This is a genomic window from Natrarchaeobius oligotrophus, assembly GCF_003841465.1.
GTDB classification, from domain to species: domain Archaea; phylum Halobacteriota; class Halobacteria; order Halobacteriales; family Natrialbaceae; genus Natrarchaeobius; species Natrarchaeobius oligotrophus.
Window position 1 is genome coordinate 302,719 of sequence record NZ_REFZ01000005.1, and the last position, 17,295, is coordinate 320,013.

Below are 17,295 nucleotides of genomic sequence, written 5' to 3' on the forward strand. Positions count from 1 at the left end.
TCCTGCTACTCGTCCGCCCGCGGCGAGGGGCCGTTCGCGCTACTCGTCGTCCGGTAGCGAAAGCACGTTCTCGCGGCCGATCCGGAACACCTCGATCTCGCCGTCCTCGCGCAGGCCGCTTACGACCTGGCTCGTCTTCGCTTCGGTCCACTCGAGTTCGGAGACGACCTCCTGCTGTTTGATCCGCCCGCCGTGCTCCTCGAGCAGCCGAAGGACGCGCTCTTCGTTGCTCAACAGCTCTGCCGGCGGGCCGTTCGGTTGGCCCGCGTCGTCCGTCGACCCGTTCGGGGCTGGCGGCGTCTCGGCGGGTGGTGTGGCGGTCGGTGTCCCGCCATCGCCCGCACGGTGTCTGATGAGCCAGCCGACGGTGCCGGCGAGCGCGAGCAGCGCGAGCGCACCGCCGACGGCGAGCCAGGGCATCGACGGGCTCTGTTCCGGTTCGACGGGTTCGTCGGCCGGGCTGCCGTTTTCGATCAGGACGATCCACGGCTGTTCGTCGGTGAACTCGGTTCCGTCGCCGTCCCAGAAGATCGAGTTGTCCGGCGGATCGTCGGGGGAGGGATCCACCTCGCGGACGGCGTACGATTCGGGCCAGAACAGCTGCAGGGTCGTATCGTCGACGAGCGTAAAACCGGCGAGCGCGTCGCCCGCTTCGATCCGGTTCAACTCGACGTGGGCGAACGACGACCACTGGAACGTAAACTCGACGTGGCCGAGGTTCCGCGGCGCGGAACTCGTGTCCGTCTCCACCCCGACGTTCGAAATCTCCATCTCACGGCCGGTTTTGTTCTCCCCTTCGACCAGAATCTCGTTCCAGTCCGATCGTTCGCGGTCCGCGTACTCGTCGGGATTCGCCTCGACGTCGTCTCGCAACGTCTCCCAGTTTCCGGCCGAATCGTTGTCGAACCGATAGTCGACGACGAACGTCGCGGATCCGTTCTCGTGCAGGAATACGTCGATGTGTACCTCCTTGGCATCGTCGAGCCGAGCGCTCTCGTCCGGCTCTTCGTCCTCGTCTTGGCCGTCATCGGGATCGTCTTCGTCGGCTTGTTCGCTCTCGTTTAGCGCCCCGTCGTCCTGGTCGCTCTCGGCTGGTTCCTCCTGGAGCACGGGACTTCCCGTGCCGGCGTCTGCCACCACAGCAGCCGAAACCGACGGAACGAGCGCGATCGAGCACCCAAGCACCACGAGCACACAGACGAGGGCCCGTAGCCCCCTCGCATCCATTATGAAGACATGTCGTAGCCGACTAAATAGGTCTTTCCGACCGCGACGACGGTGCGTTTTTCACACAGTCACGCGAAGCTGAACGTATGGACCGTACTCGCGGATCGATCGAGGTCGAAACGCTGCTGAAGATCGTTCTCGCGCTGGTCGCCGTTCTCCTCGTGATAGAGGTTCTGAGCGCGCTGATCAGCGGACTGCTCGGGCTCGTCAGACCGCTGCTGATGGTCGCAATTTTGCTGGTCATCGTTCTCTGGTTGTTCGACCGCCTCTAACCCTCGAGCCACCGCGTTGTCGCCTCGAGCCACCGAAGCTGTCGTCTCGAAACGCCACACTCATAGGTCGACGGCCCGTACCTCCGTCGAAGTGTACAGCGTCAACGTTCCGGTTCCCGGACGCGTTCGGACCCTCGCGAACGACCTCTATCCGGAACTCGTCGGATTCGATAGCGTCCGCGAGGACCACTCCTGTCTCCTCAAGCGCCTCGGCGACGCCGATCACGTCTCACAGCTCCAACACCGCGCCCACCGGGCGCTCGAGGGTACGCCGGCGGTCGAAGCGCGAATCGACGGCATCGACTACTTCGCCGACCCGCCGCTTGGAGCCGCCCCCGTCGTCTACCTCGCCGTCGAGAGCCCCGGACTCGAGTCGATCCACGCGGACCTCACCGAGACGTTCGACGCGGTCGACGGACTCGAGGGAAGCGATTACGTACCCCACGTAACGCTGGCCCGCGGCGGCGACGCCGCCGACGCCAGACGGCTGGCCGGCCGCGAGATCGAGCCGATCACCTGGACCGTCAGCGAACTCGAGTTCTGGGACGGCGCGTACCGGCTCCCGGTCAGTCGGGTGTCGCTGCCCGCCTGATCGATCTGATCCTCCTGGAGGATCGGCCGGAAGCTATTACGTCACGGTGTTGCTATCTCCACTCAGTATGCGCCGACGTGCATTTATTGCACTTTCGACAGCGACCGCGCTCGCAGGGTGTAGCGGCCTACTCGGCGGCGGTGTCGACGCCGAAATCGGACAGAACGAACGGGTGGAGTTCTCCGCCGACGAGGGCGCGGAGCTTTCGGTCTCGGTCGAAGTGACGGAGATCATCCAGCCCGACGAGGACGAGAGCGACCAGGAGCGCGACGCGCTGACCTTCCGTCTCGACCACGCGGACGAGGGCGTCGTCGACGTCTGGAGCGTCGAAGACTCGAAGACGTTCGACGTCACGATCGAAACCGGCGGAACCCACTACGCGATGATCGTCAACGGCGTCGCCGACGTCACCATCGAGTAGCCGGCTCGTCGCAGCTCCCGTCGTCGATCACGGAGACGGCGGATCGCCGTCGTACCGGCCGTGGTCGGCGTAGAAGTTCAACATCGCGAACTTGAGCTTCTCGGGATCGATGTCGAGCAGCTCCTCGCGCTCTTCGTGGGGAAAGCTTCCGTTGACGCTGTACTTGCCGAGATCCGATTTCGCCTCCCTCGAGTAACGCGCGTCGAGCAACGCGCGCACGCCGACGTCCTCGGGCGAACGGATCACGCGGCCGAGGGCCTGTCTCGTCTTTCGGACGGTCGGAATCTCGACGGCGTACCGCCAGCCGGTGTCGGTCCCGTCGAACGCGACGTCGTAGGCCTCCTGAACCGCTTCGGCCCGGTCGTCGAGGTGCGGATAGGGAACCCCGACGACGAGCACCGTCCGCGCGTCGTCGCCGTCGAAACTCACGCCCTCAGCGAGCGTTCCCCACAGCGACGTACAGAGGATTCCGCCGTCGTCGTCGACGAACTCCCGGCGCAGTTCCTCGACGGCGGTGCCGGGTTCGTCCAGGTACACCGTTTCGCCCCGTCGCTCGAGGCGATCCGCGTACCGGCTGGCCTCGCCGTAGTTGGGAAAGAACGCGAGCGCGTTTCCGGGTGTCATCCGGACGGCGTCGTGGATGGCCTCGGCGACCGTCTCCTGGACCGCCGGATCGTCCCGGTCCGAGGAGAAAAGCGGCGGCGTCTCGACGGCGTACGTCCGGCGGTTCTCCGCAGGGAACTGCAATCCGTAGGCCATCGTCACCGCATCCTCGAGGCCGAGGACGTCCTCGGTGACGTCGAACGGCTGGAGGGTCGCGCTCATCAGGACGGTCGCGTACACCTCGTCGAACAGCCGGCCCGTCACCTGCCGCGGGAGACACGTGTACAGTTCGGCCCGGCCGTAGACCTCGTCGGTGCCGGCGTCGCGGGTGACCGAGACGACCGGATACAGCCCCTCTTTCGACCCCTCGTTCAGCCACGCGCTGACGAACGCCGCGGCCTGCAGGGTCTGACACTCCGTCCGCGTCGCCGTCTCCCCCTCGCGATAGGCCTCTTCGTACCCCTCGTCGAGTTCCTGGCCGAGCTTCATCGCGGCCTCGAGATCGTCGTCGATTCCCCGCCCGGAGTACCGCTGCAAGAACTCGAGAGTGAGATCGTCGCGCCGGTCTTCGTTGGCGATGGGGACGTCCTCCCAGTTCTCGTCGATCCGCTCTCGCTGGCCGAAGCCGAACGACTCCTCGTAGGTCTCGACCAGCGCGCGGTGAAACGCCGAGAGGACGTTCGTGGCGTCCTCCGATCGTGGATCGCCGGTCTCGGCGAGTTCGTCGATCGCCGACTCGAACGTCCGTTCGGAACAGGTTCGAGTCGCGTGCTCTCGCGCGGCGTCCTCGACGTTGTGGGCCTCGTCGAAGACGGCGATCACGTCCTCGGGATCGCGCCCGAGCCACCGGAAGAACTGCTCGCGGATGGTCGAATCGAGCAGGTGGTGGTAGTTACAGACGACCAGATCGACGCCCTCGATCCCCTCCTTCAGCAGTTCGTAGCCGCAGAACTCCTCGCGCTCGGCGCGCTCGTAGATCTCCTCGGGCGTGCGGACGTCCTCGAACAGCCAGGCGAAGAAGTCGTCCGTTTCTTCGGTCAGGTTGTTCCGGTAGTACTCACAGACGTTCTGCGCTTCGAGATCCTCGAGGCGCTCCTCGATCGTCTCGAGTTCGTCCATGACGGCGCTTCGGGCGTCGGCCGCCCCGCCGTCTCCCTCCTGGCTCTCCGCGAGCAACTCCCGCTGACGGCGCTCGAGCTGGTGCCGATCGCGTTCGGCGTCGACCAGCGCCCGCGTGTTGTCCCGCAGCGCCTGACACTCCTCGTAACCGACGTCGATGTGACACATCGATGACTTCCCCTTGAAGACGATCGCCTGGATCGACTCTTCGCGGGTGATGGCGCGGGCTTCGGCCACGAACTGGCGCATCTGCTGGTGGACGTCCGTCGTGATGACGACCGTCTTGTCCTGCTCGCGGGCGACCTCGAGTGCGGGTGCGAGCGACGAGAGGGTCTTTCCCGTGCCACAGGCCCCCTCGAAGAGGACGTTCTGGCCGCGAACCAGCGTGTTGTAGATGCGGTCCATCGCCTCGCGCTGGTTCTCGTAGGGCTCGTCGTACGGGAAAAACCGCATGTAGCCACTCGTCTCGGACACGGTACGTGATTGGTTCCCGCTTCGATAAAAGCGTTCGTCTCGTTCCGACGTCGAAGCTCCCGGCTCGTCTCGAGCGATCCCCCGCGCCGCCGGCGCTAGCCGGAATCGGACGCGCTCAGCGCGTAGCCGGCGGCCGCGAGGCCGAACCCGACGATGACCCCGATCCCGACCGCGCCGAGGGTACCGATCGGCTCGAGGCTGGCCCCGCCGAAGGCCCCGCCGACGAAGCCGACGCCGAAGCCCACGACCACGCCGGCGGTTCGGCGCTGGCGTGGCGGTACGCCCTCCTCGAGGCCGATCGTCGCCACGATCGTCACGGCGAGCCCGGCTACGGTTCCGGCCATCAGCCCGAGCACGAGCGGAAAGTCGATCCAGTGGACGGTGACGGCGGTCACGCCCATTCCGACGGCGAAAAACGCCGCGAGGCCCGCGACGAGCGCGACGATTCCGGTCTTGAGCGACATCGTTCGTCCGCGCCTTCGACCGGACGCACAAGAATACTGTCGCTTCCGGTACTCGGTCGAAGACCGGATCCGTCCTCGGCTGGACCGCCGTTCGCCGTCCGGTTCGGCCGACGCGATCGTTCCCCTCGACGACCGGGAGGGCCGGCTACTGCGCGGTGTACCGCCTTGCCCCTCGAGTGCTTTCCCTCGGATATGCCAATCCCCGGGTACGATTCCGGCACCGTCGCGGAGTTTTCCCACGACCCCGTCGGCGCTCGATTCGACGTGGTCGCGGGCGTCGTCCCCGACGACGTCGCCCTCGAACGAAGCGTCTCCGATCCGCCGGTCGACGTGCTGTCGGAGCCGGTCGATCTGGTCGGTCTCGACGGGCTGAAAGCGGTCGAGGCGATCCGCATCGAACTGGCGTACGCGCCGTCGCGGTTGCCGCCCGGTGCGAGCCCGACCGACGTCGCGGTCGTCGTCGACGCCGACGGCCGCTGGACTCCCCTCGAGTCGACCGTCGACCTCGAGGAGACGACGGTCACCGCGGTGTTGAACGATCGGCCGCCGGGATCGACCGTCGTCGCGGCCTACGACGACGACTCGAGCGTCGTCTGAGGGTTGCGCACTCCGGGCTCGCGTTTACCGGGCTCGCCGTCTACCGTCCGGGTATGAGCGAACGAAACCCGGACGCCGCGTACACCGAGCTCACGCCCGACGCCTGGCACCAGGACGACGAGGGAAACTACACCCTCGACTGTCCCGAGTGCGGCTCCGCCGCGACGCTGATGAACGTCGTCCAACACGGCCGGTGTAACGGCTACCTCGACCGACGGGAAGCTGAGACGGCGGTCGACGAGGAGCGAATGGAGTGTACGGCCAAACTCTGGCTCGAGCTGGGATACGTCTCCGATCCCGGCGACGACTCGAGCGAGGGGGCGGGTGGCGAATCGATCGAGGACGGCTCCGAAAACGTGGAGTCGGACGACGTCGATCCGGACGAGGGTGTCCGCGGCGAAGGACAGCCGCCGGGCGCCGACGGCGCGGTCGACGACGCCCAGCACTAACTCTCGGTCCGCCGGGTCACTCTCGCCCGTCGATGCGTCGTGCGGGAACCCCCGCGACGGTCGTCCCGGCCTCCACGTCGTCGGTGACGACCGATCCGGCGCCGACGGCGGCGTCCGCACCGACCGTGATGGCTCCCAGCAGCGTCGCGTTCGCGCCGATCGTGACGCCGTCTTCGATCGTCGGATGACGCTTGACTCGCTCGTTCGTATCGCCGCCGAGGGTGACGCCGTGGTACATGTGAACGTCGTCGCCGACCTCGGCCGTCTCGCCGACGACGACGCCCATGCCGTGGTCGATGGTCACCCGACGACCGATCCGCGCCGCCGGGTGGATTTCCACGCCGGTCAGCAGCCGCACGACGTGTGCGAACAGCCGCGCGACGAGTCGAAACCCCCTGTTCCAGAGCCGGTGTGCGATCCGATGTCCCCAGATCGCGTGCACGCCGGGATAACAGAGCGCGACCTCGAGACACCCCGTCGCGGCGGGGTCGCGTTCGCACATCGCTCGCGTGTCTTCGCGGAGCCGTCCGAACATCCATCGTCGCGTACCGACGCGGGTCGCATAAAACGGTTGTTTTCCGCCGAGGGCTCGTCTCGGTCCACCTCCTCGCCCTCGGCTCCACGCATTTCCGTCTCACATTCGTCCCGGCGCACTTCCGTCTCGCTCACTTCCCGCGCGCGAGCCGTCGGCCGATCCGTACCGGCAGTCCCGCTTCGTTCACCGCCTCCCGGACCGCGTCGACGTCGTACTCGACGCGGTGGGTTTCGACGGCCATCGCCTCGAGGTCGACGACGGCGTACCCCGCCCGCGGATCGCCGTCGCGCGGCTGACCGACGCTCCCCGGGTTGACTACGATTCCCTCCGCGTACTGCGAGGCCCCCTGGACGTGGGTGTGTCCGAGCACCAGCACGTCCTCGTCCGCGAGCAGCCGCGGCGAGAACTCCTTCGGGTACGTATACCGCGTGTAGCGGTCCGGATCGTCGGGGTGACCGTGGACCAGCTTCACCCTGCCGTCGCACTCGAGGCGTTCGGTCGGGAGGGACGCGAGCCACCGGCGTTGCTCGTCGGTGAGTTCCTCCCGGGCGTGTTCGACGCCCGCTCGAGCCATCCCGTTGAACCGAAACGGTGCGTCCCCGACGACCGCGGCGTCGTGGTTCCCCATCACCGTCGGCACGCCCCGGGCCCGAAGCTCGTCGACGCACTCGCCCGGCCAGGGGTTGTAGCCGACGACGTCGCCCGCACAGCACAGTTCGTCGACCGGCGGCATGTCCGCCAGTACGGCCTCGAGCGCCACGAGATTCCCGTGGACGTCCGAGATGAGCCCGACTTTCATAGCCGAAACTAACCGGCTCGAGCGGTATGTAGATTGTCCACCGATCCGACGTGCCCGGGGACGGCAGACGCTTCGTCGGTTCCAGAACCGTGACGGACGTCCTGATCCGGCGGCTCTCGCGGCGATCAGTCGCCGTTTTCGATCGCCGTCTCGAACCCGGCGTCGGTCCGGGCGACGCCGGCCGCACAGACCGCGTGTTCGAACTCGAGATCGTACGCGTCGCTCGCCGCGTCGCCGGCCGCCTCGGCCGCGAAGTCGATCGACTCCGGTGCGTTCTTCTCGTAGGTCGCGACCAGCGTCGGCTCGTCGACGGTCTCGACGAGCAACGCGTCCCTCCTGACGGTGCCGATCAGCGCCTCGTCGTCGCCGATCGTCGCGGCGATACGCGGCGTGTCGTAGTCGTCTTTCTCGTAATCCAGCGCGAGCAGGCTCTCCGCCAGCGCGTCGCGGGCCGGGTAACCCAGTTCGAGTTTCTCCGCGATCGGATCGACGTGCGAGCCGTTGCCGAAGGCGGCCGTCTCGCCGGTCGGCGTCTCGACCACCCGCAGGCAGTTGTACGAGACGTACGGGTTATCCGTCTCCGGGGCGTCCTCGGTGGGGCCGACGGTGAGCGCGTCGTCTCGAGCGACGATCTGGCGGTTGGGAAACGATCGCGAGGAGACGCGGTAGGCACCGACGTCCGGGCCGACGACGACGAATCGTCCGACGTACATATTCGTACGTGGGCAAGAGGCGGGAAAAGGGATATCGATTCGTCCTCGAGTTTATATCCGATGGGGCGGCCAACCCGGCCGTGACGACCGAGGACGAGTGCCTCAAGGCCTTGCGGCGAGCGGCCGACGAACTCGGCGAGTCGCCGACGAAAGCACAGTACGAGGAACTGGGATTGACGCCGGCGTCCGCGACGATCATCCGGACAGTCGGGGGATGGAACGCTGCAAAAGAAAATGCGGGGCTGGAAACCAGCTACTCGAGGGGGTCTCGCGTCGGTCCGAAACCGGACGATGTCGACCTTCCGCAGGGTACGTCGTGGACGGCCCTCTCCGTCGATCAACGATGGCATTACAGAAATACCGAGTGGAACAGTGAGCGAACGTTACAGCGTCGATCTCGACTTCGGTCGTGGCTCAACGACCGAAAGCGCGACCGTGGTTGTTCACGGTGTGGCGTCGATGCCGCGGCCTGTTTGGACTTTCACCATACCGATGAACACACGAAGGAAATGGCGGTTAGCCGGATGGTCACCTTCGGTTACGGAAAAGATGCACTTCGTGAAGAGATCAAAAATTGCAAGGTCCTGTGTGCCAACTGCCACCGACGACTTCACTATTCCTCGCCGGAGCGCGAACTACGCCGATGGGTTCACGACCGAAAACGTGACGCGGGCTGTCGCCGGTGTGCAGAATCGGATCCAGAGTGTTTAGATTTCCATCACCCTGGTGATACCAAGGAGGCGACCGTCTCGGAACTCGTCTCGGAGTCGAAGCCAAAACAGCGGGTTTCCCTCGAGACCGAACGCTGTCTGGTTCTCTGTGCGAATTGCCATCGGAAGGAACATCACGATGCTCCGCGTTCCTAACGCTCACAGTGACATCCTCCCCGCCGTGAACGGCGGGGCTTCCCTACAAAGGGAATCCAATCTGGCAGGTTTCAGTCCGAGTACGCCGCGAGCGTCATCTCCGAGGATTTCTCGCTCGTCTCGCGGTGGACTGTGGCGCTGTCACCGGCGCTCCCGTTCCGAGGCGAGTCATTGCGTTCCGGTTCCCAAGGAACGCTCTCTCCCCACGGATCTACGCGACCGGCGATATTTGCGGCCGCGTTGATATCTGCTTGGAACTCTGTTACGTGGCAGTCGTCGTTCGTACACGTGAACTCGGCTTGCGACTCACGGTGACCGAGGTGGCCGCACGCGTGGCACGTCTGCGAGGTGTACGCCGCGTTGACGTACTCGACGCGAATCCCTGCTTCGGAGGCCTTGTCTTCGATTCGGCCCTGAAGACGGCCAAACGCCCACGCGTGTAAGCGTCGGTTCATGAACTTGCCGTAGTCGAGTTGTTCGCGGATGTACGACAAGTCTTCGAGTACGATTACCGGGTCCTCGAAAGACCCGACATATTCGATAGCACGCCGGGACACCTTCTCAACGATATCCGTCAGTGCGTTCTGGTAGTGGTCGAAACGTTCGTCCACACGCCAGTCGGCGGCGTCACGCTCTTGGAGCCGCCGGAGCGTCGTGAACATCTCTTTGCGGAGGTGTCGAGCTCGACTGCCACTTTCGAGCATCGGTTTCCGTGGTACGTCGCGCTTGAGGGCACAGCCCGTGATCAGCGCGCTCTCACCTACGTCAAACCCGATGTACGTCGGATCGTCCGGTTCGGTTGGTTCGCCGACGGAAAACTCGACAGTGACATGTAACTCCCACGACGTTCGGTGACGCTGCAAGCGGAGCTCGCCCGCTTTCGCGTCGTCGTTCAGCAGGTCGAACCAGAGTGATTCCTGTTCGGGGTTGATTCGAAGTGGAATCCAGAAGTTCGTCCCTCGGCCGGGTTGCGGGGTCTGCCAGACAAAGCCGTATTCGCGCTCATCAGAGTAGTCGAACTTCGCGGCTCGGTTGACGAGTCGAAGCGGGTGCTCGTCATCAATCTCACGAGCGTTGTACGTATCTCGAAGCTTCGGGACGTAGGACTTGAGCGCGTCTTTGGCCTGATACGGCAGGTCGTAGGGCGTCACAATGTCGTTGACGGCAGACATCGTGCCTGCTTCAGCATCGAAGGCGTCGTGGAGTGCTTCGCGGTAGGTGTCCAAGAGCCGCTGTAGGCGTTGCTCTTTGCCTGCTGTGGGCGTGGCGAGCGTGGCCTGAAGCGTTTTCGTCACCGTCTTGGACACACCAATCACTACAACACCACCACACTTAAACGTAACTTTAGTGTAACACCATGTATGAAGTACGTCAAGATAGAGTTCGACGACGAATCGCAGTACGAAAGCCTGAAAGAGACGAAAGAGCACCACGGGCTGACATGGAAAGGGATGTTACTTCACGCTCAGCGGGAGTTGGATTCCGAGAGTGCCGATTGATCGGTGGACAGTGTAGTCAAGTGACGCGATGGGACGTTATCGTGTTCCTCCTGTTACAGTAGCCACTGTGCCCACTGTGCATCATCCACATCTGATCACCAGAGAGATCGCCGATCAGTATGCAAATCGTTGCAGTCGGTACTATAGACTGTTTTTCGACCGAGTTCGCAACACTCTAATACTGCGATCAACTACAGACTGATACGTCGGAGTTACACGCCGACCGATCGTGTCAAGTCCATTAGGGTAGTGGCCAATCCTGTCAGCTTCTGGGGCTGACGACGCTGGTTCGAATCCAGCATGGACTACTTCTTCGACTCGAGCGCACTCCCCAGCCCCGCCTATCGGTTTCCACCTGAAACGAAGGGGTCGGCTCGCTCGATCACCGCCACCAGAATCCCTATTTGCACGCCGTTCCTACTCGCACCCAATGAATCGACGGCAGTATCTCATCGCGGGAATGGCCGCCACGGTGACGGCCGTCGCCGGCTGTCTCGGCGGGAACAACAGTACCGACGGCTACGGTCCAGAGCCGGAGGAAGTCCCCGAAGAGCGGTCGATCGACACGGACGAGTACGAAACGAAGTCGTTCGGCGGAATCGACGTCCCGCTCGCGCCGCTTGAGGACGTCCACTACTGGTACCAGCGCCAGGAGGCGCGGATGGTCGACACGCGGGGCCGCGACCAGTACGACGCGGTTCGAATCACCGGTGCCGTCCTGAGTAGCGCGCCGGACGGCGTTTCGAACGATCCGGTCGCCACCTGGCCGGAGGAAGACCGGGTCGTCACCTACTGCGTCTGTCCGCACACGCTCGCCGGCCAGCGGGCGGCGACGTTGATCGCGGACGGATACGAGAACGTCTACGCGCTCGACGAGGGCCTTCAGGCCTGGTTCGAATCGGGATACCGAATCGAGGGGAGCGAAGCGACACAGAGTCTCACCGCGTACACCGTCCGCGGTCGGTCAGATCCCGCCTACGCCGGCGAGTTCGTCACCGTGCGAACGCTCGAGAGCGATCAAAGCGAGATGAGCGCGGTCGAGTCGGACGGAAGTTACGAACTGACGCTTCATTTCACCGACGTCGACGACGATACGGTGCTCGAGGTCGACGCGCCGTCGTACACGCGAGAGATGACCCTCGCGGAGGCGACGAGCGACGTCATCTCGGCCTGACTTCCGTCAGGTAACGCTCACCCTCGGTCGTACGCCCCCTTCCGCTCGAGTTCGCCGCGTCGGCGCAGGACGCCCGGCGTTCGACAGATGCCCGGCGCGCCGGTCACCTGCGGGACGGTGCAGTTGTTACAGCTCTCGCAGATGACGCGTGCGTCGGGCTCTTCCGGCTCGAGCAGTCGCGCACCCAGTCTGGGTTCGGCGTAGAACGGCCGGGCCATCCCGACCATGTCGCAGGCGGGGCCGGAAGCGTTCGCTCCGTCGGTTTCGTTCGGATCGAGCAGTCGATCGATCGTCTCGCGCTCGCGGACGCCGCCCTCCGCGAGGACGGGGATCGAGACGCGCTCGCGGACCCGCCGACAGAACTCCTGGTTCCACGCCGGCTCGAAGTCGTACGCGACCGACTCGAGGCGGTTGCCGAGCGCGACCAGCCGCCGCCGCAGCGGTCCGCCGAAGGCGGCGTCGTACCCCTCGCGAAGCGCTTCGTTCTCCCAGGCCCGGTCGGGATACTCGCCGCGGACGATGCTCATGTCCCAGACCACCGACGCCAGAACCGGGACGACCGCGTCGTAGCCGATCCGCTCGAGCCGACGCGCCATCTCGACGCCGTCCTCGAGCGAGAGCGTTCGATTCACGAGCGGCGGGGGCGGTGCCGGCGTCTCGGCCGGCACCTTGGTCGTCAGCGCGACGTCGCCCGCCCGGTCGCGGATCTCGTCGTGGACGAGCGCGAGAAACTCGAGGCGCGCCTCGGGCGAGCCGCCGAACTCGTCGTCGCGCCGGTTGTAAAACGGCGAGCAGAACTGCTGGACGATCCCCATGTTCGCCCCCGAGAGGTGAACGCCGTCGTAGCCCGCCTCGACCGCGTACGCCGCCGAGCGGCCGAAATCGGCGGCGAGGTCGTACACCTCGTCGGTCGAGAGGACGTGCGGATCGTACGAGAGCGCCCCGATCCGGTCCAGAACCCGCAGCTGCCACGGCGGCCTCGAGACGGCGAGTTGCTCGAGGTCCGGATTCTCGCGGCGGTGTTCGGCGTGCCAGGTTTCCATGCTCCGGAGCCCGCCGTGTTCGAGCTGGACGAAGATCCGGCCGCCGTGGTCGTGAATTCGGTCGGTGAGTCGGGAGAGCCGCGAGACGAACGCCGGGTCGTGGACGCGCGTCATCCCCGGTGCCGCACAGCCGCCGTCGGCGCGGACGATCGTCGCTCCCTGAAAGATCAGCCCCACGCCGGAGGCCGCGGCGGGCTCGAGGTCGTCGATCAGCGTCTCGACCGCGTCCGGCCCGTTGCCGGCGCACTCGAGCAGCGGTGCCCGATAGAGTCGGTTCGGAATCCGGACGCCGCCGATCTCGATCGGTTCCTCGAGGGTCGCCATACCCCGCCTATCACGGGATCGTACAAGAGCGTGCCGCACGGGGTGAGCGGACGGCCGCGACCTCGAAGTTCGGGTTGTCGGCAACCCTAACCCTTTCCGTTTCCCGGTCGTTCGACCGCGCATGGCACCCGTCACCCGGCTCGTACTCGACGTACTGAAACCGCACGACCCGGGCGTCGTCTCCTTTGCGACCCAACTGGGCGACCTCGAGGACGTCGACGCGACCACCGCGACCGTCGTCGAGGTCGACGAGACAGTCAAGACGCTCCGCGTGACCATCGAGGGGGACGACCTCGACCTCGAGTCGATACGCGCCGAGATCGAGGATCTGAGCGCGTCGATCCACTCGATCGATCAGGTCGCCTGCGGCTCGCGCGCCGTTGACGATCCCTGGCTCTGACGATGCGTGCACGCATCGCTCGTCTCCGGCGGGTCCTCGAGAAGGAAGACGTCCGTTCGATCTCCCGGCGGTACTTCATCGCCAACGGCTTCGACGGCACGCTCACCAGCATCGGTGTCGTCGTCGGCGCCTACCTCTCGGGCATCGACGACGGCCTCACCGCGGTCGCGATCGGCGTCGGCGCGGCCGTCGGCCTCGGCACGTCGGGGGTCTGGAGCGTCTGGGAGATCGAACGCGCGGAAGCGCGGGCCGAGCGCCACCGCCTCGAGCGGGCGATGCTCACCGAACTCGAGGACACGAGAGTCCAGCGCGAGGGCCGGGCCGCCCAGATCGTCCACGCCGTCGCGAGCGCGTCCGGACCGCTGCTGGCGATCACGCTCACGCTCGTCCCGCTGGCGCTCGAGGGGATCGTCTTCACGATGCTCGAGGCGGTGATCGCCTCGATCGTCGTCGGTATCCTGATCCTCTCGACGTTCGGCGTCTACCTCGCGTCGATCTCGCGCCAACGCTGGTACGTCGCCGCCGTCCGGATGGGACTCGCGGGGCTCGTCGTCGCGGGGATCAACGTCCTGTTGCCGGGGTGATCTCCGCTCGAGCGCGAGACGCGTTCGATCGCGGATCGCTTCCGCTCTGTCCTCGAGGGAGAGGCCCGTCGAACGAGTCGGTCACTTCTCGACTTCGAGCAGCGCCACCCGCTCGCGGACCAGCGCCGACAGCGGGGCGTCGGTCGCCGCCCGCTCGGCGTCGGTGACCTCGAAGAAGTCACACAGCGTCTCCTCGTCCGACTCCGGGAGCGTCGACTCCCGCGAAGCGACCGCCTCGAGTTCCGCCACCTCCTCGAGCGCAGCCGCTTCGCGGTCGTCGTTCCCGTCGTCGCGCCCCGGTTCGGCGTCGATCAGGATCGCGGCCCGGTTCTCGCCCTCGCCGACGCCCATCTCGAGCGCCCGGTCGATCTGTCGCCGCCCGGCGGCGTACAGCAGGATCTCGACGGCTCGGTCGCGAGCCACGTTCTCCCCTCGCTCGATCGACCGGTCGGCCAGTTCGACCGCGCGCTCGAGATGACGGCGATCGGCGACGTACCGGGTGTCGAACGCTTGGACCGTCACGCCGTGACCGTCGCCGATCTCGCCCAGCCGCGAGACGAACGCGTCGAGGTCGTCGACCGACAGCCGGCACTCGAGCAGTTTCACGAGAAGTCACCCAGGCTGGACTGATCGTCGGTCGCCGCCGCGTCCTCGCCCGTCGTTCCGGCCGCCCCGGTCCCGCCGTCGCCGGAACCACCGTCCGTCCCGCCGGCCGCCTCACCCGTCGGCTCGACGCCGTCCATCGACGGATCCTTCCGTCCCGCGTTCTCGAGGATCGTCTCGGCGGTCTTCTTCCCCTTGAGAACCCGGAGAACGACGCCTTTGTCCGCCGTCCGGAGGTCCGCGGGCTCCTCGATGCCCGCCTCGTAGAGTCGGCGGGCGCGCTTGCGGCCGACGCCGCCGACCGAGACCAGCTCGAGCAGCTCCTCGCCGACGCCGTGCTCGACGCGGACGCGCGCCTCGCGAACCGCGACGGTCCACTCGCTGTCGATCTCGCGAGCCAACGACTCCGCAGCGCCGAGCAACCACTCCGCGGTGTCGACCTTCCCGCGGAGGTCGCCGGGACCGATCTTGTAGCGCTCGGTGATCCGCTCCTCGTCGACCTCGTCGGCCCAGTCCTCGAGCAACCTGCCCGTCTTCAGGGCCGCGAGCCAGTCCTCGAAGCGGTTCTCCTCGAACTCGCTCGGGGCGTCCCCGAGCAGTTCGGTTTCGCGTTCGTAGTACAGCTCGCCGAATTTCTCGTCTTCGCCCGAACGGAGGTAGAGTTCGTACATGTCCGGTGTTCGGGAGACGAGCTGGTAGAGCCCGAGCGCGGTCGACCGCTCGTCGGCGCTCTCGAGGCCGTGGACGATTTCGGCGGCGCTCATCGGGTCGAGGTAGAGTCGGGAGACGGTGTGACCGAGGCTGGTGGCCTCGAGTTCCACCTCGGCGTCCCCGCGCTCGGCGAGGTCGGCGGCGGAGGTGAACGCGTCCGCGTCGGGTTCGTCCGCCCCTCCACCGCCCGAGCGCTCGACGAAGTCGTTGCGTTCGAGGTAGGCGAGCACGTCGTCGGTCACCGCCTCGAGTCGCCCGGGCTCGCTCGATTGGCTCGCGTACAGCGTCGCCTCGAGGAACTCGAGCAGTCCCTCGCGGGTCCGGGCGAACCCGGAGGCGATCGTCGCGAGGACGTGCGTCCGCAGGGCGGGCTCGGCCGCGAGCTTCGAGCGGACGGGCTCCGGGTCGGCCCAGACGTAGCGGTCGAACAGCTCCTGGCTCTCGTCGTGGCTCGACGCGAGCAGGACGGCCTCGCCGTAGGGATCGAGTCCCGGTCGACCCGCCCGCCCCATCATCTGGTGGACCTCGAGCACGTCGAGCGGGGCCATCCCGCCGGCGCTGGGGTCGAAGCGTCGCCAGTCGCGGACGACGACGCGTCGGGCGGGCGTGTTGACGCCCGCAGCGAGCGTCGGCGTCGCCGAGATCACCTTCAACAGTCGGTCGCGGAAGGCGTCCTCGACGAGGCTCCGCTGGGTGCTCGAGAGGCCGGCGTGGTGAAACGCCGACCCGCGCTCGACGCAGTCGGCGAGATCGCGACTCGTTTCGGTGTCGCTGTCGTCGCGGATCTCCGCCGCCAGCTCCGTCAGCTCCGTTCGCTCCTCGTCGGCGAGTTCGGGTTCGGCGACGCCGCCGAGTCTGCGGGCGGCGGCCTCGGCGTTCCGACGGGAGTTGACGAACACGAGCGAGGAACCGCCCTCCCGTAGGATGTCGCGGACGAGCGCGGCTTCCTGTCTCTCGCTCCCCTGTACCGCCACCTCGCGCGTCGTGCCGTCGTCGAAGTTGAGCGCGTTGCCGTAGTGGACGCCCATCCGGAGGTCGATCGGCCGCCAGTCCGTCTCGACGAGCGCGGCGTCGAGCCAGTCGGCGATCTCGTTCGCGTTGCCGACGGTCGCCGAGAGCGCGACGACCTGCAGCCGCGGGGTGAGCCGTCGCAGCTTCGCGAGCGTCACCTCGAGCGTCGGCCCCCGATTCCGATCGTCGATGAGGTGGACCTCGTCGCTGACGACGCAGGTGAGATCCGAGAGCCAGTCCGCGCCGTTTCGCACGAGCGAGTCGACCTTCTCGCTCGTGGCGACGATCAGATCCTTCGTGGCGAGCCAGTCGCTGGTCGACTCGTAGTTGCCGGTCGCGACGCCCGTCGTCACGCCGAACGACTCGTAGGCGTCGAACTCGGCCTTTTTCTCGCTGGCGAGCGCCCGAAGCGGCACGATGTACAGCGCCTTCCCGCCGCGTTCGACCGCCGACAGCATCGCGAGCGCGGCGATCATCGTCTTGCCGCTCGCGGTCGGGACGGCCGCGACGAGGCTCTCCCCGTCGGTCGCGCCGGCCTCGACCGCCTCGGCCTGGGGCGGGTACAGCTTTTCGATCCCCTCCCGCTGGAAGTGTTCGATCGCGCCGGGCGGGAGCCGCGACAGCTCCTCGACGTTCATCACGCCCATTTGGCTCGTCCCGCGGTTTAAAGTATCGTCTCGAGGCGGTTTCGTCGCTCGCTCGATCTAGCGGGAGGCGGTCGGTCAGGAACGGCGAGTACGGTCGGCTTTCGAACGAACTTCGACGAGACACGAGCGCAGCCGCGTCCGAACGGTTGGTGGTCGGTTCACCGTCGA

At 66.3% G+C, this 17,295-nt stretch carries 20 protein-coding genes and 1 tRNA gene; 11 read left to right on the top strand and 10 right to left on the bottom strand.

Features of this window, described 5'->3' with window-relative positions; all coding sequences use genetic code 11:
• Positions 1 to 39 precede the first annotated feature (39 nt).
• Entirely contained in the window at positions 40 to 1,227 is a 1,188-nt protein-coding gene (locus EA472_RS09805; RefSeq protein WP_124191323.1) for a helix-turn-helix transcriptional regulator, read from the bottom strand.
• Positions 1,228 to 1,313: 86 nt separating this feature from the next.
• Between EA472_RS09805 and EA472_RS09810 the strand changes: the two genes are divergently transcribed.
• The 3 genes from EA472_RS09810 to EA472_RS09820 all read left to right on the top strand — a co-directional run bounded on the left by EA472_RS09810 (position 1,314) and on the right by EA472_RS09820 (position 2,512).
• Positions 1,314 to 1,499 (top strand): DUF7554 family protein, encoded by a 186-nt coding sequence (locus EA472_RS09810; RefSeq protein WP_124191324.1) that lies wholly within the window; start codon positions 1,314 to 1,316, stop codon positions 1,497 to 1,499.
• Between the two features lie 91 nt (positions 1,500 to 1,590).
• On the top strand, positions 1,591 to 2,091 hold the full coding sequence (locus EA472_RS09815; RefSeq protein WP_124191325.1) for a 2'-5' RNA ligase family protein: 501 nt from the start codon (positions 1,591 to 1,593) through the stop codon (positions 2,089 to 2,091).
• Positions 2,092 to 2,158: 67 nt separating this feature from the next.
• Positions 2,159 to 2,512, top strand: coding sequence for a hypothetical protein (locus EA472_RS09820; RefSeq protein ID WP_124191326.1), 354 nt, complete (start codon positions 2,159 to 2,161; stop codon positions 2,510 to 2,512).
• 27 nt (positions 2,513 to 2,539) lie between these two features.
• Here the strand turns inward: EA472_RS09820 and EA472_RS09825 are convergent, their stop codons facing one another.
• A complete protein-coding gene (locus tag EA472_RS09825; RefSeq protein ID WP_124191327.1) occupies positions 2,540 to 4,708 on the bottom strand; it encodes an ATP-dependent DNA helicase in 2,169 nt (722 codons plus the stop codon).
• Between the two features lie 95 nt (positions 4,709 to 4,803).
• Positions 4,804 to 5,172, bottom strand: coding sequence for a hypothetical protein (locus EA472_RS09830; RefSeq protein WP_124191328.1), 369 nt, complete (start codon positions 5,170 to 5,172; stop codon positions 4,804 to 4,806).
• A 192-nt stretch (positions 5,173 to 5,364) separates the two neighbouring features.
• On the opposite strand from EA472_RS09830, the gene EA472_RS09835 reads away from it, so the two are divergent.
• Together EA472_RS09835 and EA472_RS09840 are read left to right on the top strand one after the other, a co-directional pair.
• Complete coding sequence (locus tag EA472_RS09835) at positions 5,365 to 5,769, top strand: hypothetical protein (RefSeq protein ID WP_124191329.1); 405 nt, start codon at positions 5,365 to 5,367, stop codon at positions 5,767 to 5,769.
• A gap of 53 nt (positions 5,770 to 5,822) precedes the next feature.
• Positions 5,823 to 6,218 carry a hypothetical protein gene (locus EA472_RS09840; RefSeq protein ID WP_124191330.1) on the top strand — a complete coding sequence of 132 codons (396 nt, stop codon included), beginning with the start codon at positions 5,823 to 5,825 and terminating at the stop codon, positions 6,216 to 6,218.
• A 16-nt stretch (positions 6,219 to 6,234) separates the two neighbouring features.
• On the opposite strand, the gene cysE is transcribed toward EA472_RS09840, so the two are convergent.
• From cysE to EA472_RS09855, 3 genes are all read right to left on the bottom strand, one after another.
• A complete protein-coding gene (cysE, locus tag EA472_RS09845; RefSeq protein ID WP_124191331.1) occupies positions 6,235 to 6,753 on the bottom strand; it encodes a serine O-acetyltransferase in 519 nt (172 codons plus the stop codon).
• A 130-nt stretch (positions 6,754 to 6,883) separates the two neighbouring features.
• Positions 6,884 to 7,552 carry a metallophosphoesterase family protein gene (locus EA472_RS09850; protein WP_124191332.1) on the bottom strand — a complete coding sequence of 223 codons (669 nt, stop codon included), beginning with the start codon at positions 7,550 to 7,552 and terminating at the stop codon, positions 6,884 to 6,886.
• 125 nt (positions 7,553 to 7,677) lie between these two features.
• Positions 7,678 to 8,265, bottom strand: coding sequence for an IMP cyclohydrolase (locus EA472_RS09855; RefSeq protein ID WP_124191333.1), 588 nt, complete (start codon positions 8,263 to 8,265; stop codon positions 7,678 to 7,680).
• Between the two features lie 80 nt (positions 8,266 to 8,345).
• On the opposite strand from EA472_RS09855, the gene EA472_RS23000 reads away from it, so the two are divergent.
• Positions 8,346 to 9,131: a homing endonuclease associated repeat-containing protein gene (locus tag EA472_RS23000; protein ID WP_124191334.1), complete on the top strand. Its 786-nt coding sequence runs from the start codon at positions 8,346 to 8,348 to the stop codon at positions 9,129 to 9,131.
• Positions 9,132 to 9,202: 71 nt separating this feature from the next.
• Here EA472_RS23000 and EA472_RS09865 read toward each other — a convergent pair whose 3' ends face one another.
• Complete coding sequence (locus EA472_RS09865; RefSeq protein ID WP_124191335.1) at positions 9,203 to 10,438, bottom strand: RNA-guided endonuclease TnpB family protein; 1,236 nt, start codon at positions 10,436 to 10,438, stop codon at positions 9,203 to 9,205.
• A gap of 54 nt (positions 10,439 to 10,492) precedes the next feature.
• On the opposite strand from EA472_RS09865, the gene EA472_RS22485 reads away from it, so the two are divergent.
• The 3 genes from EA472_RS22485 to EA472_RS09875 all read left to right on the top strand — a co-directional run bounded on the left by EA472_RS22485 (position 10,493) and on the right by EA472_RS09875 (position 11,804).
• Positions 10,493 to 10,630 (top strand): hypothetical protein, encoded by a 138-nt coding sequence (locus tag EA472_RS22485; protein WP_165874866.1) that lies wholly within the window; start codon positions 10,493 to 10,495, stop codon positions 10,628 to 10,630.
• Between the two features lie 235 nt (positions 10,631 to 10,865).
• Positions 10,866 to 10,938, top strand: a tRNA-Gln gene (locus tag EA472_RS09870).
• Between the two features lie 122 nt (positions 10,939 to 11,060).
• Positions 11,061 to 11,804, top strand: a complete 744-nt coding sequence (locus tag EA472_RS09875) for a rhodanese-like domain-containing protein (protein ID WP_124191336.1) — start codon at positions 11,061 to 11,063, stop codon at positions 11,802 to 11,804.
• A 17-nt stretch (positions 11,805 to 11,821) separates the two neighbouring features.
• Here the strand turns inward: EA472_RS09875 and EA472_RS09880 are convergent, their stop codons facing one another.
• A complete protein-coding gene (locus EA472_RS09880) occupies positions 11,822 to 13,171 on the bottom strand; it encodes an oxidoreductase (protein ID WP_124191337.1) in 1,350 nt (449 codons plus the stop codon).
• A gap of 121 nt (positions 13,172 to 13,292) precedes the next feature.
• Here EA472_RS09880 and EA472_RS09885 point away from each other — a divergent pair, with 121 nt between their 5' ends.
• Together EA472_RS09885 and EA472_RS09890 are read left to right on the top strand one after the other, a co-directional pair.
• Positions 13,293 to 13,571, top strand: a complete 279-nt coding sequence (locus tag EA472_RS09885; RefSeq protein WP_124191338.1) for a DUF211 domain-containing protein — start codon at positions 13,293 to 13,295, stop codon at positions 13,569 to 13,571.
• A gap of 2 nt (positions 13,572 to 13,573) precedes the next feature.
• Positions 13,574 to 14,155, top strand: a complete 582-nt coding sequence (locus tag EA472_RS09890; protein ID WP_165874867.1) for a VIT1/CCC1 transporter family protein — start codon at positions 13,574 to 13,576, stop codon at positions 14,153 to 14,155.
• 81 nt (positions 14,156 to 14,236) lie between these two features.
• Here EA472_RS09890 and cgi121 read toward each other — a convergent pair whose 3' ends face one another.
• Both cgi121 and EA472_RS09900 read right to left on the bottom strand, forming a co-directional pair.
• Positions 14,237 to 14,761: a KEOPS complex subunit Cgi121 gene (cgi121, locus tag EA472_RS09895; protein ID WP_124191340.1), complete on the bottom strand. Its 525-nt coding sequence runs from the start codon at positions 14,759 to 14,761 to the stop codon at positions 14,237 to 14,239.
• Positions 14,758 to 17,118 (bottom strand): ATP-dependent DNA helicase, encoded by a 2,361-nt coding sequence (locus EA472_RS09900; RefSeq protein WP_124191341.1) that lies wholly within the window; start codon positions 17,116 to 17,118, stop codon positions 14,758 to 14,760. Before EA472_RS09900 ends, cgi121 begins: the two co-directional genes overlap by 4 nt.
• Positions 17,119 to 17,295 lie beyond the last annotated feature (177 nt).

Bases quoted from the DNA above. Each gene is read 5' to 3' on its own strand.
- EA472_RS09810 (WP_124191324.1), top strand. From the start codon at position 1,314: ATGGACCGTACTCGCGGATCGATCGAGGTCGAAACGCTGCTGAAGATC.
- EA472_RS09835 (WP_124191329.1), top strand. From the start codon at position 5,365: ATGCCAATCCCCGGGTACGATTCCGGCACCGTCGCGGAGTTTTCCCAC.
- EA472_RS09840 (WP_124191330.1), top strand. From the start codon at position 5,823: ATGAGCGAACGAAACCCGGACGCCGCGTACACCGAGCTCACGCCCGAC.
- EA472_RS09855 (WP_124191333.1), bottom strand. From the start codon at position 8,265: ATGTACGTCGGACGATTCGTCGTCGTCGGCCCGGACGTCGGTGCCTAC.
- EA472_RS09830 (WP_124191328.1), bottom strand. From the start codon at position 5,172: ATGTCGCTCAAGACCGGAATCGTCGCGCTCGTCGCGGGCCTCGCGGCG.
- EA472_RS09820 (WP_124191326.1), top strand. From the start codon at position 2,159: ATGCGCCGACGTGCATTTATTGCACTTTCGACAGCGACCGCGCTCGCA.
- EA472_RS09900 (WP_124191341.1), bottom strand. From the start codon at position 17,118: ATGAACGTCGAGGAGCTGTCGCGGCTCCCGCCCGGCGCGATCGAACAC.
- EA472_RS09885 (WP_124191338.1), top strand. From the start codon at position 13,293: ATGGCACCCGTCACCCGGCTCGTACTCGACGTACTGAAACCGCACGAC.
- EA472_RS09880 (WP_124191337.1), bottom strand. From the start codon at position 13,171: ATGGCGACCCTCGAGGAACCGATCGAGATCGGCGGCGTCCGGATTCCG.
- EA472_RS09875 (WP_124191336.1), top strand. From the start codon at position 11,061: ATGAATCGACGGCAGTATCTCATCGCGGGAATGGCCGCCACGGTGACG.
- EA472_RS09805 (WP_124191323.1), bottom strand. From the start codon at position 1,227: ATGGATGCGAGGGGGCTACGGGCCCTCGTCTGTGTGCTCGTGGTGCTT.
- EA472_RS22485 (WP_165874866.1), top strand. From the start codon at position 10,493: ATGAAGTACGTCAAGATAGAGTTCGACGACGAATCGCAGTACGAAAGC.
- EA472_RS09890 (WP_165874867.1), top strand. From the start codon at position 13,574: ATGCGTGCACGCATCGCTCGTCTCCGGCGGGTCCTCGAGAAGGAAGAC.
- cysE (WP_124191331.1), bottom strand. From the start codon at position 6,753: ATGTTCGGACGGCTCCGCGAAGACACGCGAGCGATGTGCGAACGCGAC.
- EA472_RS09850 (WP_124191332.1), bottom strand. From the start codon at position 7,552: ATGAAAGTCGGGCTCATCTCGGACGTCCACGGGAATCTCGTGGCGCTC.